The sequence below is a fragment of the Marinomonas sp. 63XJN7_7_ISO-PGPR-S23-202 genome, from assembly GCF_056173505.1.
In genome coordinates this window covers 1,225,160-1,241,009 of the sequence record NZ_CM149677.1, presented here as the reverse complement: position 1 = coordinate 1,241,009, position 15,850 = coordinate 1,225,160, and the positions used below count along the sequence as shown (strand labels likewise).

At 44.1% G+C, this 15,850-nt stretch carries 15 protein-coding genes; 6 read left to right on the top strand and 9 right to left on the bottom strand.

The genetic code is table 11. From position 1 onward, the window contains the following. Positions 1-230: 230 nt before the first annotated feature. Positions 231-1,634 (bottom strand): argininosuccinate lyase, encoded by a 1,404-nt coding sequence (argH, locus tag AC0VYG_RS05695; RefSeq protein WP_475431356.1) that lies wholly within the window; start codon positions 1,632-1,634, stop codon positions 231-233. Positions 1,635-1,800: 166 nt separating this feature from the next. Between argH and hemC the strand changes: the two genes are divergently transcribed. From hemC to AC0VYG_RS05675, 4 genes are read left to right on the top strand one after another with little or no spacing between them, the layout of a single operon-like run. Then, positions 1,801-2,724: a hydroxymethylbilane synthase gene (gene hemC, locus AC0VYG_RS05690; protein WP_475431355.1), complete on the top strand. Its 924-nt coding sequence runs from the start codon at positions 1,801-1,803 to the stop codon at positions 2,722-2,724. Positions 2,725-2,757: 33 nt separating this feature from the next. Further along, complete coding sequence (locus AC0VYG_RS05685) at positions 2,758-3,522, top strand: uroporphyrinogen-III synthase (protein WP_475431354.1); 765 nt, start codon at positions 2,758-2,760, stop codon at positions 3,520-3,522. Then, entirely contained in the window at positions 3,512-4,849 is a 1,338-nt protein-coding gene (locus AC0VYG_RS05680) for a uroporphyrinogen-III C-methyltransferase (protein ID WP_475431353.1), read from the top strand. Before AC0VYG_RS05685 ends, AC0VYG_RS05680 begins: the two co-directional genes overlap by 11 nt. Then, on the top strand, positions 4,846-6,075 hold the full coding sequence (locus AC0VYG_RS05675; protein WP_475431352.1) for a heme biosynthesis HemY N-terminal domain-containing protein: 1,230 nt from the start codon (positions 4,846-4,848) through the stop codon (positions 6,073-6,075). Before AC0VYG_RS05680 ends, AC0VYG_RS05675 begins: the two co-directional genes overlap by 4 nt. 110 nt (positions 6,076-6,185) lie before the next feature. Here AC0VYG_RS05675 and AC0VYG_RS05670 read toward each other — a convergent pair whose 3' ends face one another. The 3 genes from AC0VYG_RS05670 to AC0VYG_RS05660 form a co-directional block, all read right to left on the bottom strand. Continuing rightward, on the bottom strand, positions 6,186-7,736 hold the full coding sequence (locus AC0VYG_RS05670; RefSeq protein ID WP_475431351.1) for a methyl-accepting chemotaxis protein: 1,551 nt from the start codon (positions 7,734-7,736) through the stop codon (positions 6,186-6,188). 239 nt (positions 7,737-7,975) lie between these two features. Next, complete coding sequence (locus tag AC0VYG_RS05665; protein WP_475431350.1) at positions 7,976-8,761, bottom strand: hypothetical protein; 786 nt, start codon at positions 8,759-8,761, stop codon at positions 7,976-7,978. Positions 8,762-8,935: 174 nt separating this feature from the next. Beyond that, positions 8,936-9,118 carry a hypothetical protein gene (locus AC0VYG_RS05660; RefSeq protein WP_475431349.1) on the bottom strand — a complete coding sequence of 61 codons (183 nt, stop codon included), beginning with the start codon at positions 9,116-9,118 and terminating at the stop codon, positions 8,936-8,938. Positions 9,119-9,209: 91 nt separating this feature from the next. On the opposite strand from AC0VYG_RS05660, the gene yaaA reads away from it, so the two are divergent. Both yaaA and AC0VYG_RS05650 read left to right on the top strand, forming a co-directional pair. Continuing rightward, positions 9,210-9,992 (top strand): peroxide stress protein YaaA, encoded by a 783-nt coding sequence (yaaA, locus tag AC0VYG_RS05655; RefSeq protein ID WP_475431348.1) that lies wholly within the window; start codon positions 9,210-9,212, stop codon positions 9,990-9,992. Between the two features lie 112 nt (positions 9,993-10,104). Beyond that, positions 10,105-10,707, top strand: coding sequence for an ATP-binding cassette domain-containing protein (locus AC0VYG_RS05650; protein ID WP_475431347.1), 603 nt, complete (start codon positions 10,105-10,107; stop codon positions 10,705-10,707). Here AC0VYG_RS05650 and eno read toward each other — a convergent pair. The 5 genes from eno to hemA all read right to left on the bottom strand — a co-directional run bounded on the left by eno (position 10,660) and on the right by hemA (position 15,643). Then, complete coding sequence (eno, locus tag AC0VYG_RS05645; RefSeq protein ID WP_199476991.1) at positions 10,660-11,949, bottom strand: phosphopyruvate hydratase; 1,290 nt, start codon at positions 11,947-11,949, stop codon at positions 10,660-10,662. The two genes, AC0VYG_RS05650 and eno, sit on opposite strands and share 48 nt — an antisense overlap. Positions 11,950-11,968: 19 nt before the next feature. Beyond that, entirely contained in the window at positions 11,969-12,322 is a 354-nt protein-coding gene (locus tag AC0VYG_RS05640; protein ID WP_475431346.1) for an adenine nucleotide alpha hydrolase family protein, read from the bottom strand. A gap of 98 nt (positions 12,323-12,420) precedes the next feature. After that, the gene (gene prmC / locus AC0VYG_RS05635) at positions 12,421-13,284 is read right to left on the bottom strand and encodes a peptide chain release factor N(5)-glutamine methyltransferase (protein WP_475431345.1); all 864 of its coding nucleotides are present in this window, start codon (positions 13,282-13,284) and stop codon (positions 12,421-12,423) included. Beyond that, positions 13,284-14,372, bottom strand: a complete 1,089-nt coding sequence (gene prfA / locus AC0VYG_RS05630; protein WP_475431344.1) for a peptide chain release factor 1 — start codon at positions 14,370-14,372, stop codon at positions 13,284-13,286. Before prfA ends, prmC begins: the two co-directional genes overlap by 1 nt. A gap of 2 nt (positions 14,373-14,374) precedes the next feature. Next, entirely contained in the window at positions 14,375-15,643 is a 1,269-nt protein-coding gene (hemA, locus tag AC0VYG_RS05625) for a glutamyl-tRNA reductase (RefSeq protein WP_475431343.1), read from the bottom strand. Positions 15,644-15,850 lie beyond the last annotated feature (207 nt).

Here is a 15,850-nt window from a genome sequence, read left to right as displayed (position 1 = left end):
GTAACTCTATATATATTTTTGTAATCAAAAAAAGAGGGGCGTATAAACAAGTTGAGCCTAAATCAAGTAGCTAGGCTAGACCTTACATAAGAGTCAATCAGACGAGAGCAAATAAGCAAAAAACCCACTCTTGTGGAGATAAACACTCAATCAATGGAAATCATTAGTCTAGTGTTTAGTCGCAGAGCGGGCTTTAATTTAAACAGTCAATTAAGACAAAATGAGCCGTATCAATCGCGTAAAGCAAGATCCGATTTTGCTCGTTCTACTGCTTGCAATACTTGAGCAGGTGCTGTTCCACCAACATGATTACGAGCCGCTACAGAACCTTCTAACGTTAACACTTCGAAAACATCTTCTTTGATCATGCTTCCAAAGGACTGCAATTCTTCTAGCGTCATTTCAGAAAGATCTTTGCTCTCTTTCACACCATATCCAACCGCTTTACCCACCACTTCGTGGGCATCACGGAAAGCCACACCTTGACGAACCAAGTAATCCGCTAAATCCGTCGCAGTAGAGAAGCCACGGCGCGCAGCTTCGTACATATTTTCCTGACGAGATTCAATCGCAGGAATCATGTCCGCGAAAGCTCGCAAGGAACCTTTTAACGTATCAACGGTGTCAAACAACGGCTCTTTGTCTTCTTGGTTGTCTTTGTTATAGGCCAGACACTGCGACTTCATCAAAGTCAGCAAGCCCATTAAATGCCCATAAACGCGACCTGTTTTTCCTCGCACTAACTCTGGTACATCTGGGTTCTTTTTCTGGGGCATGATGGATGAGCCCGTACAAAAACGATCTGGCAAGAAGATAAAGTTAAATTGAGCTGAGGCCCACATCACCATCTCTTCTGCCCAACGAGACAAATGCATCATGATGATAGAAGCCGTCGAGGTAAATTCAATGGCAAAATCACGATCACTAACAGAATCAAGAGAGTTATAAGTCGGACGCTCAAAACCGAGTAATTCGGCGGTCATATTTCGATCAATCGGATAAGTCGTTCCAGCAAGCGCCGCCGCCCCAAGAGGTAAAATATTAATCCGCTTACGACAATCAACAAGACGCTCGTAGTCGCGCTGCGCCATTTCGTACCAGGCCATAAGGTGATGACCAAAAGTGACTGGCTGGGCCGTTTGCAAGTGAGTAAAACCTGGCATAATGGTATTCGCCTCTTTTTCAGCCAAACTCAAAATACCTTGTTGCAAACGGGTAATTTCTTCCAATAAAAAATCTACTTCGTCACGCAAGTAGAGACGAATGTCGGTTGCCACTTGATCATTACGAGAGCGACCTGTATGTAGTTTCTTACCTGTAATACCAATTTTTTGCGTCAGACGCGCCTCAATGTTCATGTGCACGTCTTCTAGCTCAACTGACCATGCAAACTCGCCGCGCTGAATTTCATCTTCGATTTCCGTCAGACCTTGAATAATCTGATCTCGTTCTTCTTCCGTCAAAACCCCCACACTGGCGAGCATTTTGCCATGCGCAATCGATCCTTGTATATCCTGCTTTGCCATTCGTTGATCAAACTCAACAGATGCAGTAAAACGCGCAACAAACGCATCCACAGGCTCAGAAAAACGACCACCCCATTGCTGGTTTGTGGTTTTATTAGTATCAGTCATTCAGTTGGTTCCCACACAAATTCAAACAGACGCACAGAGTACCTTAAGCGCCGCGACTTATAAAGTATTGAAAGATGACGCTCTCGACGTTAACGAGTATGATTAGCAGCATCAATCTCAAAGCAGACAACCCATTTCCTCTGCCCACATTTAACTAGGAGATAGCGTGAAAGATAAGATAGTGATTGCCACTCGAGAAAGTCAGTTAGCCCTTTGGCAAGCCAACAATGTTAAAGCTCAGTTAGAGTCGTTATACCCGACGCTACGTGTTGAGCTGCTTGGCATGACAACGAAAGGAGATCAAATCTTAGATTCACCTTTATCGAAAATCGGCGGCAAAGGCCTTTTCGTTAAAGAACTGGAAACCGCCCTAGTGGACGGACGTGCAGACATCGCCGTGCACTCAATGAAGGATGTTCCCATGGCTTTTCCTGAAGGGCTAGGTTTAGCGGTAATTTGCGAGCGAGAAGATCCAACCGACGCATTTGTGTCCAACCATTTTGACACCATTGATGACCTTCCAGCTGGTAGCGTCATTGGTACATCTAGTTTACGCCGCTCTTGTCAGCTACGCATGAAACGTCCTGACCTTGTGATCAAAGACCTACGCGGTAATGTGAACACTCGCTTACGGAAAATGGATGAAGGCGAGTATGATGCCATCATATTAGCAACCGCAGGTCTAATTCGCTTAAACATGCAAGATCGTATTCGTCTGCGCATTCCTGTGGAAACCAGCTTACCGGCAGGCGGTCAAGGCGCAATGGGCATTGAATGTCGTTCCGATGACCTTGCTACCATTGAACTCTTAACCCCCCTGCAACACAATGATACTGCCATACGAGTGACGGCAGAACGCGCGGTTAATGAACGACTCAATGGTGGCTGTCAAGCACCGATTGCCTGCTATGCGACCTTATCAGGCGATGAGATCTATATCCGCGGCCTTGTTGGCAGCCCAGATGGAAAGACCATGATTGAAAGCCAAACAAGGGGCCATAAAGACAACGCGAAAGCCTTAGGTATTTCGGTGGCTGAAGACTTACTAACAAAAGGCGCCGACGCCATCTTGGCCGCTATTTATCAATAATATGACAACATGCAGTTAACGGAAGGTAAACAGGTGAATAAGTTAAGTCTTTTAATCACTCGTCCTGAGCCAGAGAACAGCCTAAGCTGTCAACACGCTAAACAACATGGTTACTTGCCAGTTTCTCTTCCGATGCTCTCTATTTCGCCCATTACGGATCCTAACCGCATCGCTGCCATTCGCTCTCTTGTTTTTAATATAGATGAGTTTCATTATGTGATTTTTATTAGTAAAAATGCCGTGCGATTTGGTGTTGAATGGCTAGACGACTGCTGGCCAATGATCCCTGAAGGAATCCATTGGATTGGCATTGGCAAAGGCACCACTAAAGCATTACAAGAGCAAGGGATTCCAGCCATTACCAATCCAGGCCATACCACTGAAGCACTGCTAGAATGGCTGAAACCCGCTAAAATGCGAGACCAAAAAGTGCTGATCATTAAAGGGGAAGGCGGGAGAACGGAGCTAGGAGACCAGTTAACAAAACGAGGGGCTAGTGTACAATACTTGTCTTTATACCAAAGACAACAACCTTATTATGTTGCACAAACGTTTCTTATGCTTCCAGACATTGATCTAATTTGGATCACCAGTGGTGAAAGCTTAGAAAACCTAAACGACTATACTGAACAATTTAAACCTGAGCTAAAAGCGCTTCCCATCCTTACCCCGAGTGTTAGAGTAAACAACCTAGCTCTAGAAATGGGCTGGAAGCAGGCAACATGTGCTAATGGCGCCGATGACCAAAGCCTTATCTCAGCGACGGACCTTCACATAGGAAATAAGAATGACAGATAATAACACCAACTTGGAAGAGAACAGCCATCCCTCTAAAACGTTGCAAGAAGATACTCGATCTGGTGCCCAGAAGGCTCGTGACAGAAAACGTGAAGAACAAAATTCACAAAGAGCAAAGAGCACATTTTCAATAAACCAAACATTGCTTAGCGCCAGCATTGTTATCTCTCTTGCCTCCTTATCGGCTAGTGGTTGGCTATTTTATCAAGCCCAACAGCATAACCCCGCTGGCGCCATTACCCGGCTACAACAGCAACAGGATAAGATTACCGACCAACTTGTTGCTTACAACCAATCGCGCTCGCAAATTAACACACTTTCCAGTCAGGTCGTTCAAACAGAACAGCAGATAAAACAACAAACCGAGCAACTGGTTAGCGAACAAAGCCAGCAAAGCCAACAGATTAAAACCATTCAAAAACAATTAAGTCGCATTCACAACAATACAAAAGAAGACTGGAAATTAGCGGAAGTGGAATACTTGGTTCGCCTTGCAAATCAACGCGTTCTTTTAGAATCAGATGCCAGAGGAGCTATTAGTTTATTATCCAGTGCTGACTCGATTTTAGCCGAACTGCAAGATCCCATGTTTTTTGCCGCTCGCAAAGCCATCGCAAAAGACATTCAAGCGCTTAAATCAACGCGACACTTTGATTTACAAGGCCGCTACTTGCAGTTAGACGCTCTGTATGACCAAGTTAGCCAACTTCCTCAACGGGAACCTTCTAAAGCTTGGCAGCAAGATCACCAAGCAAGCAATACAGAAACACCATCTCAAAAAATAACGGACAAAGTCACTGGCGTGTTAAGCGAACTTTGGCAATCGTTAAAATCGCTAGTCATCATTAACTACGATCATACTCCCATTAAAACCCTATTACCGCCAACCGAATATCAACAACTGATAACAGGTTTGCAACTGCAAATTGACGTCGCACAAGTCGCCATGGTGAAAGGCGAATCAAAAATCTACCAAAATGCTCTTTCTCGTGTTGCCAAAGCCGTCACAGAACATTTTGATACCAAATCACAAAAAGTTATTGCCTTCTTGGCCAGTATTACCTCATTGCAACAAGTGAACCCTGCACCTGATTTACCACTGCCTAACGATTCCCTTGAAGCCATGAAAACGCTTATGAAAAAGTGGAATGAGAGAGCTCAATCCACAGAGCAGTCCCAACAACTTCCACAGAAAGCAACGCCCCCTGCAGAGCCAAGCACTCCTGCGGCCTCAACCCCACCAGCAGACAAAAACAAACCAAATGCCGTCTCGCCTGAGACTCAAGGCTCCCCAAAAAATCCAAATGATCAAGGAGCAAAAGCATGAGAAAACTTTTATTTATCCTTGTTATCATGATGGTCGTTGGGGGGATTATCGGATTACTCATGCGACAAGACAGTGGCTACGTACTGATTGCTTACGATGGCGTAACAATCGAAACCAGTTTATGGGTATTAGTAGCGGCGATTATCGTTGCACTGTTTGTATTAGGGTGGGTAAAAAAGATTTTGTTTATTGCCCTAAGGCCCAGCAGCTCACTGTCTAAAATTACTGACAACTTAGCCCATAAACGTGCCGCTAAAAACACGATTCGCGGCATGTTGGAACTGGTCGGCGGAAACTGGAAAAAGGCAGAAAAGCTGCTAACCAGTAGTGCAGGAAATGCCTCCTACCCACTTATCAACTATATTGGTGCCGCCTACGCAGCCAGTGAACAGGAAGAACATGAGCGTTCTAAAGCACTACTTCGTACTGCTCACCAATCCACACCAGAGGCAGAGTTCGCCATCGGCTTTGCGCAAAGTCAAATTCAAATCCGACAAAAACATTATGAAGGCGCCCTCGCCTCCCTTTTACGCCTACAGAAAATTAAACCAAAACACAGGCAAATCTTAAAAATGCTGGTAGCGGTTTATACTAAGTTAAAAGATTGGGATGCCTTACTCAGCCTCACACCGACGCTAAAAAAAGAGGGTATCTTCGATGAAGAAAATATGTTGGATTTAGAGCGCAATGCCTTTTTAGCTCTTTTGGAAAAAATTAAATTCCGAAATAAGCTTGGTGAGAGCAACAAAGCACTCGTCTCAGACGTCGAGTCTTTATGGAATAAACTTGACTCATTGTCCCAAGACGATTACATGCGCAAGCTGTATGCCCAAACACTCATCGCTTTTAAAGACGAAGAAAAAGCAGAGGTTTTTATCCGCCAAAGCTTAAACAAGAGGTGGTCAGAAGAACTTATCTACGAATATGGCAATTTACGTGAACTCAATAGCAACAAACTGTTAAACAACTGTGAAAACTGGCTTAAGAAAGAGCCACGTAGCTCAAACCTGTACCTTGTGTGTGGTCGATTGAGTCAATCCATTCGTTTATGGGGCAAAGCCAAAGACTACTACGAGAACGCGTTTAACTTAAATGCAAATAGCGAAGCAATGGCAGAGCTGAGTCGTTTACTTCAAGCGATGGGAGATTCGAAAGGCAGTCAGAACATCGTGATGATGAGTATGAATCAGGCAAGTGAGCGTTTAAGACCTCTCCCTTTACCTTAGTTTTAACAATATATCAGTAAAAAGCCGAGTTGTGATTCACAGCTCGGCTTTTTAATTTTTAACCCTTTCCATATGGCAGTACCTCTGTCCTTAGAAGATTACGAAAACATTTACTTAAAGCGAGTCACCAACTCATGCAAGTCTGAAGAAATAGTCAGCAACATCTGGATGCTTTCTGAAGAACTGTTCGCCTTATCTAAACTTTCAGTGGCCAAATTAGAAATACGAACAATTTGTTGATTAATATCCTCCGATACGTGCGCTTGCTCCTCTACGGCTGCCGCCATCTGGTTCGCCATATCTGAAATTCCTGAGACCCCAGAAACAATAGAGACCAATGACGCTTCCGCCGCCAGCATTTGCTGCACTCCTTGTTCCGCACCCACTTTACCCTGATTGGCTTTTGCAACCGATTGTTTGGCGCTTTGTCTCAACACTTCGATGATGTCATGAATCTCTTTTGTTGACCCCTGTGTTCGTTGGGCCAACTGACGCACTTCGTCAGCGACCACAGCAAAGCCACGTCCATGTTCACCAGCACGTGCAGCCTCAATAGCCGCATTCAGGGCTAATAGATTCGTCTGCTCAGCAATTTGGTCGATCATCTGTGCTACTTGGGCAATTTTTTCCGAACGCTCAGACAACTCTTCCACGGTATCACTTATTTCATTAACCATTTGATTCAATGCTTCAATAGAGTGACGCGTCTCTTCAATTACCTTTCTACCTTCCTGAGCGGAATCTGAGGTTTCCTTTGCTCCGTCAGCAGTACTTTGCACATGGGCAGACACCTCACTGATGGTCGTCGTCATTTGGTGCATAGCCGCCGCCACATCTTGAGTCTCATGCTGTTGACTTGTCATTTTCTGTGCCGACTCATCTGTCAAGCGGTACCCAATATTTGCCTGATCAAATACTTTACTAGACTCATCTTCAATACGTGTTAGCACCGCATCTAAACGCGACCTAAGACTTTTAATCCCCACATCCAATTTACCAGTAGAGAGTGATGCATCAGAATAGGTAATTGCCGCAAGAGGGTGCATAAACGAAGTTGATAATCTTTGCGATAACGTTTTGACAGAGTTGTTCCACCCTATAAAAAGCAATGCATTCGATAATAAACTTGCCGCTAGAAAAACGGCTATACCCTCCCAAAGCCCAGTGACAAGCCCTCCAGCAATGCCAAGCGCTGCACCAGTAATCAATATCAGCACAGGAAGTGAGAGACCAACACGAGGCATCACTCGCTTTCCTGCATTTATTCTTTTGTAGACTTTTTCAGCTCGTGCTACATCAGCTCGATCAGGCAAGGTTCGAACCGATTCATAACCAACCACCTTGCCATGTTCTGTAACGGGTGTGACATAAGCATCAACCCAGTAAAAGTCACCATTTTTACAGCGATTTTTCACCATCCCCATCCAAGGTTCGCCGCGCTTTAAATACTTCCACATCACATCAAATGCTTCAACTGGCATGTCTGGGTGACGCACAATATTATGAGGACTGCCAATAAGCTCTTCTTTCTCAAAGCCACTGATATCTAAAAAAGCCTTATTGCAATTTGTGATACGGCCTTTTAAATCTGTGGTGGAGATAAGTTTTACATCTTTGGCAAAGGTTTTCTCGTTTGTTGTAACCGGAATATTGTTTCTCATCAGTATGGACCTTATTTAGCCACTCTTCTCTTTGTAAGTCTTACATTTCGAAGACAAACATCCTTTTTAATAACAATAACTTGAATAACAATGATTTCTATTGTCGCTTATTCACTCAATTTTTGTATGAATAATAAAACAACTCGAGACAATTTAATTCACCGTAAGATTAGCTTCTATCTTAAAGCTTTCAAGCATCTACAACAAAAAGTAACTAATTCGAGTATTTACAACAAAAATTAACCAATTTTACGAGAAAGGTAACGTGTGACCACTGGCAATAACGACGTCGGTATCTGAAGCGCGCCAGCAAGAGGCAAAAAAGCAGGCCCTAACAACCCTCCAGCAATCGTATATGTTAGTAAAACATTTCGATTGCCCGAAGTTATAGCTGCGGTTAATGCGAACTCCTTTCCTGATTTTCTATAAACCCAATAAGAAACAATAAAAAACACACTGCATAACAATACTGCAACCATTAAATAAATGAAAGCATCATGTGGATTTCCATCGAACAGTTTTCTAAAGCTACCTACCAATCCAAAAGGAAAAGCCAATACAAACAATATTGTATAAGGAGAAATTCGATTCAAAATACTATTCAGCGTATTCTTTTGTATGGTTTTGTGAATAATAAATGAAAAAAACATTGGCCCAAATATAAATATAACCAATCGTGAAATATAAGACGTTAAATCAAGAGATATATGTCCAGAATGATATACCAGTAGGGTGATAAAAATAGCAGCTGGTAAAAGAAGGGTCGAAGCGATTGTCATCGCCATAGCTTCAATACTATCGAAGCCAAGCGCTCTAACAATCGCAGGTGTTGCGAATAAAGAGCCCGTTGCCGCCACGGACACCATCGCCAGCTGTAAATTTTTATCCAAATGAAAAAGGCCCGCAATACAGCCAACAAACAGCATATAAACAGCGCTGTGAATGAAAGCATATCCCCAAACACTGATTTTTTTTAATCGACGCAGCAACTCATTTTGCCTAATACCCAACAAGGTTAACGTCATTAAGCAAAACAAAGTATAAGGGAGAAAAACAAAAAAATGGCCAGAGAGGTCAGGCAGAGCAAACCCTAGTACCGCAGAGAGAAACATAAAAACCAAGGAATGACGAATAAGAAAGGCAAACATAACAACAATGACCATAGTCAACACAAAGAGAAGGTTAGTTTACAGCCAAACTCACTTTTTGTGGGCGTATTTTTTATTATTTTCCGGTAGCTCTGCAATTTCCAGCGGCCATTGCTCTCGCGCGCGATCAAACGCGTCTCGCAATTCGATGAGATCTCTATCACTAATAGCGTCATAAAAAGAACACTTAGGTGATCTTTTTTGTATGGGGAGGTAGATCAGATTATCAGCCATATCCTATCTCTATTACCATTAACTCTAGATATCTATCGACACTCTATGGATAATCTTTAGCAAACGCAACATTTGAACCGATGGAATGACTATGAAATTTTTAATATCCCCAGCTAAAACCCTCGATACAAGCTCCAAACCAAGTGTTGATGAAGTGTCTCAACCTGACTACCTAGACGACGCCCAACAACTGATAGAAACCATAAAGCCTTACACTCCCGCGCAAGTGGGGTCTTTAATGAAACTTAGCGACAAACTAGCAACCCTTAATGTTGAGCGCTATCAGTCTTGGGAAAAAACACACAGCAAAGACAACAGTCGCCCCGCTATCTATACCTTCATGGGAGATGTTTATACTGGGCTGGACGCCTATAGCTTAAGCCATAAAGAGATAAAATACGCCCAAGACCATTTACGCATACTCAGTGGATTGTATGGTCTGCTTAAACCACTTGATTTAATGCAAGCGTATCGTCTCGAAATGGGCACCCATCTAGAAAACCCTCGTGGCAAAAACTTATACCAATTTTGGGGTGACACCATTGTCAACGCGCTCAATGAACAACTAAGCGAGGGAGAATTACTGGTCAACCTTGCGTCTAATGAATACTTTAAAGCGGTCAATATTAAAAAACTCAATGTGCCATTGATTTCTCCAAACTTTTTAGATGAGAAGAATGGTAAATTTAAAGTCATCAGTTTTTATGCAAAAAAAGCGCGAGGCCTTATGGCTCGCTATTTAATTCAACACCAATGCAAAACACTGGAAGATATTAAAGCCTTCAACGTAAATGGCTATCAATACGATGATGCCCAATCCACCAGCCAGGTTCCGGTTTTTATTCGCCCAGAAAGTGCCCAACCACAAAAGTAAAAACGTAACTTCCATCAGAAACAAGAAAGCCTTTCCATGATCTGTCTGAAAAGGCTTTTTAAGGACAATACTGTCAGCAACAATAACCAACAACCAAAAGACGTGGCTGGCAATGATTGCTGGATTTGAAACAGCCTCTGGAGTGCTGCTGTGGCAGGGACAATCGATTCTGGAGCTGCTGGTAGCTAAGCGGCCTGTGAGCAGTTTGTTTCAGCAGCATAATTTATTTGAGCATTTGACGGTTCAGCAGAATTTAGCGCTAGGAATTAATGGTCGATTAAAGCATGATCGTCATGAGCAAGCGTATATTGATAAGGTTGCAGAGCAATTAGGTATTGCGCAGTGGCTGGCCAGTTATCCTGGTGCTCTTTCCGGAGGGCAGAATCAACGGGCAGCGTTAGCTCGGGCATTGCTTCGTCAGCGGCCGATTTTGTTACTCGATGGGCCATTTAGCACACTGGATCCGGTCTTGCGGGCGGATTGTTTAACATTGGTTCGCAATCTGGCCAGTGAGCACCAACTGGCGGTGTTATTGGTGACCCACCAATTTAGTGATGCCTGTGCGATCGTCAATGAGTTTGCATTTATAGAACAAGGGCGGGTCATTCAACAATGCCCGCCTCAAGAGTTACAAACCAACCCGGCTAATGCTCAGGTGGCTCAATTTTTAGCAATTGCGGATAAAGGCGTTTTTCCCAGCAAAGACTGCAGCTGAGCCTAATTGTTGTTCAATCCGCATAAGCTGATTGTATTTTTCCACACGTTCACCACGACATGGTGCGCCTGTTTTGAGGTGTCCGGCGCGCATGGCAACGGTCATATCAGCGATGAAACTGTCGGTGGTTTCGCCACTGCGATGGGAGATAAATGTACCCCAGTTGTTTTGATGACACAGGTTGACAGCATCGAAGGTTTCAGACAGTGAACCAATCTGATTTAATTTAATTAGGGCAGAATTGGCCAGTTGTTCATCAATCCCCCGTTGGATATAGGTAATATTGGTTACAAATATGTCATCACCGACGAGTTCAACGCGCCCAGCGAGTTTATTATACAGAACTTTCCAACCTTCCCAGTCATCTTCGGCTAAACCGTCTTCAAGCAGAACCACTGGAAAATCATCGATCAGCTTCGCATAGTAGTCACTCATCTGCGTGGCGTTCAGTTTGGCATTTTCTGTTTTTAGGGTGTAAATCCCGTTCTCAGCGAACTCACTAGAAGCTGGATCTATGCAAATTGCAACATCTTCTCCGGGTTTAAAGCCAGCGGCTTCAATCGCTTGGACAATGTACTCAAGTGGTTCACGGTTTGATTTAACTTGCGGTGCAAAACCACCTTCATCACCGATCCCTGTTGAGAGTCCTTTTTCTTTAAGTACATTGCGCAAGGCTTGATAGACTTCACTGCCCCAACGAACGGCTTCGCTGATACTACCTGCGCCCCAAGGTGCAATCATAAATTCCTGAAAGTCAGCACCCTGCCAGCGGGCGTGTACGCCACCATTAATAATGTTCATGCAGGGGACCGGTAGCAGGTTGGCACCAGTGCCGCCAAGATATTGGTACAGTGGTAAATCGGATTGCAAAGCCCCCAGTCGGGCACAAGCCAAGGACACACCTAAAATGGCGTTCGCACCAAGTTTAGCTTTGTTTTCAGTCCCATCTAATTCGATCATCTTGGCGTCAATCTGGCGCATTTGGCGGGCATCGCAGCCAATCAACGCCGGAGCAATGGTTTGGTTGATGTGTTCAATTGCTTGTAAAACACCTTTGCCGCCAAAACGACTTTTGTCATTATCACGAAATTCAATAGCTTCGCGAGAGCCTGTGCTGGCTCCCGATGGCACAGATGCACGAGCACTTCGCCCTGCCGTATCAAACACGTCGACTTCGATGGTAGGATTACCACGAGAGTCAAGTATTTCACGGGCTGTGATCTGCTGAATTTGATTATTCATAAAGCCTCCATTAAGGATTTTATTTCTTACTGTGAATATGTTGCACCAACACATCGATATCGATGCGATTAATAAACTCAAACGAATAGGATGATAAAACACCAAATAGACGGTTTTTATGACCGACGATTAAAAGGTCGATTTGGCGTTCGCTGATGAGATGGTCGATATCTTTAAACCGAGTAATGCTGACCAGTTCTTCAATTCCAGCCTGAAAATCAATGTCTTTGGCAAGTTCTGAGAACATTTCTTTGGCTTCAATCACATGCTTGGATTGCTTATCAACAATGGTATTATCGTTGAGATACTGCAGTTCTCGGTAGTCAGAGCTAATGTGGCCAATGGTAATTTTTGTTCCCAGAGCATGAGCCATTTTGCAGCCATGAGTGAGTAAAACTTCTCCATCAATTGCATCGTGAGCAAGAACTAGGGCGTGGCGATAGTAGGTCTTCTATATTAGAACTCTTCTCTCTAACTTTCTCTGCAACCTACCGTCACCCTGTCGTTTCCACCCAAATCTTGATACGTCTTAATACAACCATATCCTTTTGCTTCAAACAAGGCTTGTACCGCTTGCGATTGATCATAACCATGCTCTAACAACAAATAGGCCCCAACCTTAAGAAAGCGCGGCGCAGTCTCGATAATATGCTCAATATCCGCAAGACCATGATTCCCCGCAACCAGTGCGCTTTTAGGTTCAAAGCGCACATCCCCTTGCGATAAATGCGCATCATTAGGATCAATATAGGGAGGGTTGGAGACGATCAAATCAAACAACTCATGACTTTCCGGCTCACTACCTTCCAATACGCTAAACCAACAACTTTGCCGAAAATCGACCGTCAGCTGATTTTTTTTCGCGTTACGCTTAGCAAGCGCTACCGCCTCATCAATTAGATCAACACCCATCACTTGAGCATTAGGGCATTCCGACGCTAGCGCCAAAGCAATGGCTCCTGTGCCAGTGCCTAAGTCCAAAATCCGCAAGTTTTCACCAGGGTTAATAAGCGATAATGCCGTTTCAACTAAGCATTCCGTGTCTGCTCTTGGAATCAAAGTGCAAGGTGCCACTTCTAACGATAACGACCAGAATGCCTGTTGCTTAATTAAATAGGCAACCGGCTCACCCTGCTCTCGCCTTTTTAGCAGTTTATCAAACTCTGCCAACGCCTTTTCATCAAGCAACTTGTCTGGCCAAGTATAAAAGTAGGCGGTGGTCACACCTAAGACATGAGCTAATAACAACTGAGCATCCAATTGCGCGCTATCGGACACAAAACGAAGGCGCTCGTAAGCGCCTTTCAGGAGTTCATCAATTCGCAACTCAGTCATTAATTATCGCCACTTAGAGCGGCTAACTGCTCTGCCTGGAATTCACTGACAAGCGGATTAATCAGCACATCCAGATCACCCGTTACGATCTCATCTAATTTATACAGAGTTAAATTAATACGGTGATCGGTAACGCGACCTTGAGGGTAGTTATAGGTTCGGATACGCTCGGAGCGGTCGCCACTGCCCACTAAAGATTTACGCGTTTCAGATTGCTCGCTTGCCGCTTTCTCTTGTTCCGCCGCTAATAAACGAGAAGCCAGAAGTGACATGGCTTTAGCACGGTTTTTATGTTGCGAGCGCTCTTCTTGACATTCCACCACCACCCCAGTGGGGATGTGGGTCAAACGAATCGCTGAGTCGGTTTTGTTAACGTGCTGACCGCCCGCACCAGAAGCACGGAAAGTATCTATACGTAAATCGTTTTTATTGATCACAATGTCCGCGACCTCATCCATTTCTGGCATAATAGCCACAGTACAGGCAGAAGTATGAATACGACCTTGGGATTCAGTGGCTGGCACTCGCTGTACTCGGTGTACACCAGACTCAAATTTCAGTTTGGAATACGCACCATCACCCACTATGCGCGCAATAATCTCTTTATAGCCACCATGCTCACCATCACTTGCACTAATGATTTCGACTTTCCAGCGCTGCGTCTCTGCGTAACGAGAATACATACGAAATAAATCACCAGAGAAGATGGAGGCTTCATCGCCCCCCGTTCCTGCGCGCACTTCTAGAAAGACGTTGCGCGAGTCATTTGGGTCCTTCGGCAACAATAATTTTTGTAAAGCCAACTGCAACTGCTCTTTTTGTTGCTCGCCAGACTTTATCTCCTCTACCCCCATTTCTTTAATATCAGGATCTGGATCCGTCATCATCAGCTCAGCTTCCGCTAAATTCTCTTCCACTTGCTGGTACTCGTTAAAACAATTCACCACAGGTTCCAGCTCGGCATACTCTTTCGAGTATGAGCGGAATAGATCCTGATCCATAATCACCTCGGCATCACTTAATAAAGCGGCCAATTCATCATAGCGATCAGACAAACTTTCTAACTTAAACTTGATCGAATCTTTCATTTTTAATTGTCTTTATCTTCATTTATGCCCAATACATTTGCGGCAATGGTTAAGGCTTCTTGGTTTGATTCGGCTCCGGCATCCCGTAAATAACGCGTCGGGGAATGAATCAATTTATTCATCAAACCATGTGCAAGTTTATTGATCACCTGCTCTGGCGATTGACCGGATTCCAAACCTTTCAATGCTTTTTCTAATTCTGCGTTTTTTATTTCATCCGCCGAGCGCCGGTATTGCACAATTAAATCCGACACTTTTCTCGATTCGACTGAACGTCGGAATGTATCAACGCCTTCCTCAATGATCAACTCGGCAGCTTGTGCGGCATCTTGCCTTGCCCGCACATTTTCTTCAATCACTGAATGCAAATCATCGACCGTGTAAAGATAGGCATCGCTCACCTCCTCAACTTCCGGTTCAATGTCTCTGGGCACAGCAATATCAATTAACAACATGGGAGCAAAACGGCGTTTTGATATCGCTTTTTCAACCAATCCTTTGCCAATAATAGGCAACTGGCTCGCCGTTGAAGAAATAACGATATCCGCATCATGTAAATGATCGCCGATGTCACCCAGTAAAATAGCTTCAGCGCCCAGCTCATCAGCCAAACACTGAGCCCTAGCTAAAGTGCGGTTCGCAACAATAATACGCTTCACACCTTGCTCTTTTAGATGTCGTGCCACCAGCTCAATGGTTTGACCCGCGCCAATGAGCAATGCCGTATTTTCCCTGACATCGGCAAAAATACGCTGAGCCAAACTGACCGCAGCAAACGCAATAGAGACCGGGTTTTCGCCAATGGCCGTATCGGTGCGTACCCGTTTAGCAACAGAAAAGGTTCGTTGAAAAAGAGACTGTAAATCTGGCCCAATGCACTCACCTTCTTGAGACACCGCGTAAGCGGATTTGACCTGTCCCAAAATTTGCGGCTCACCAAGAATCAACGAATCCAACCCTGATGCAACGCGCATAATGTGGCGTACGCTGTCATCGTTAAGATGAGCGTAGCAATATGGCTTAAGCTCTTCAAAATCAATTTGATGATATTCACTTAGCCAACGGACAATCTTTTCTACATCGGTATCATTGTCGATGGAACAGTACAATTCTGTACGATTACATGTAGAGACGATCACGGCTTCTGACGCTTTTTTTCCAGAAACTAAAGACGACAAAGCATCAATCATTTTTTCGGGAGCAAAAGCAACACGCTCACGAATCGCAACTGGCGCTGTTTTGTGGTTCACACCCACAGTAATTAGTGACATTAAGAAACTCTTCTCAAAGGTCGGGACATCAAGATCAGGAAAGGAGGAACAAACACCCCACACGACTCTTTACATAAAGAACACACATTATACGAGGAATTCGCTTATTTTCGCACCCCATAGAATCAATAAATGTAATAGGATTAGTTTATAGTTAAGTACTGACATCGTTTACAGCTAAAGATACCATAAGGACATTATGAATTT

Excerpts from the sequence above, each read along its gene's own strand:
- argH (WP_475431356.1), bottom strand. The coding sequence starts at position 1,634 with ATGACTGATACTAATAAAACCACAAACCAGCAATGGGGTGGTCGTTTT.
- AC0VYG_RS05680 (WP_475431353.1), top strand. The coding sequence starts at position 3,512 with ATGACAGATAATAACACCAACTTGGAAGAGAACAGCCATCCCTCTAAA.
- AC0VYG_RS05675 (WP_475431352.1), top strand. The coding sequence starts at position 4,846 with ATGAGAAAACTTTTATTTATCCTTGTTATCATGATGGTCGTTGGGGGG.
- AC0VYG_RS05670 (WP_475431351.1), bottom strand. The coding sequence starts at position 7,736 with ATGAGAAACAATATTCCGGTTACAACAAACGAGAAAACCTTTGCCAAA.
- AC0VYG_RS05665 (WP_475431350.1), bottom strand. The coding sequence starts at position 8,761 with ATGACGTTAACCTTGTTGGGTATTAGGCAAAATGAGTTGCTGCGTCGA.
- AC0VYG_RS05660 (WP_475431349.1), bottom strand. The coding sequence starts at position 9,118 with ATGGCTGATAATCTGATCTACCTCCCCATACAAAAAAGATCACCTAAG.
- yaaA (WP_475431348.1), top strand. The coding sequence starts at position 9,210 with ATGAAATTTTTAATATCCCCAGCTAAAACCCTCGATACAAGCTCCAAA.
- AC0VYG_RS05650 (WP_475431347.1), top strand. The coding sequence starts at position 10,105 with ATGATTGCTGGATTTGAAACAGCCTCTGGAGTGCTGCTGTGGCAGGGA.
- eno (WP_199476991.1), bottom strand. The coding sequence starts at position 11,949 with ATGAATAATCAAATTCAGCAGATCACAGCCCGTGAAATACTTGACTCT.
- AC0VYG_RS05640 (WP_475431346.1), bottom strand. The coding sequence starts at position 12,322 with ATGGCTCATGCTCTGGGAACAAAAATTACCATTGGCCACATTAGCTCT.
- prmC (WP_475431345.1), bottom strand. The coding sequence starts at position 13,284 with ATGACTGAGTTGCGAATTGATGAACTCCTGAAAGGCGCTTACGAGCGC.
- prfA (WP_475431344.1), bottom strand. The coding sequence starts at position 14,372 with ATGAAAGATTCGATCAAGTTTAAGTTAGAAAGTTTGTCTGATCGCTAT.
- hemA (WP_475431343.1), bottom strand. The coding sequence starts at position 15,643 with ATGTCACTAATTACTGTGGGTGTGAACCACAAAACAGCGCCAGTTGCG.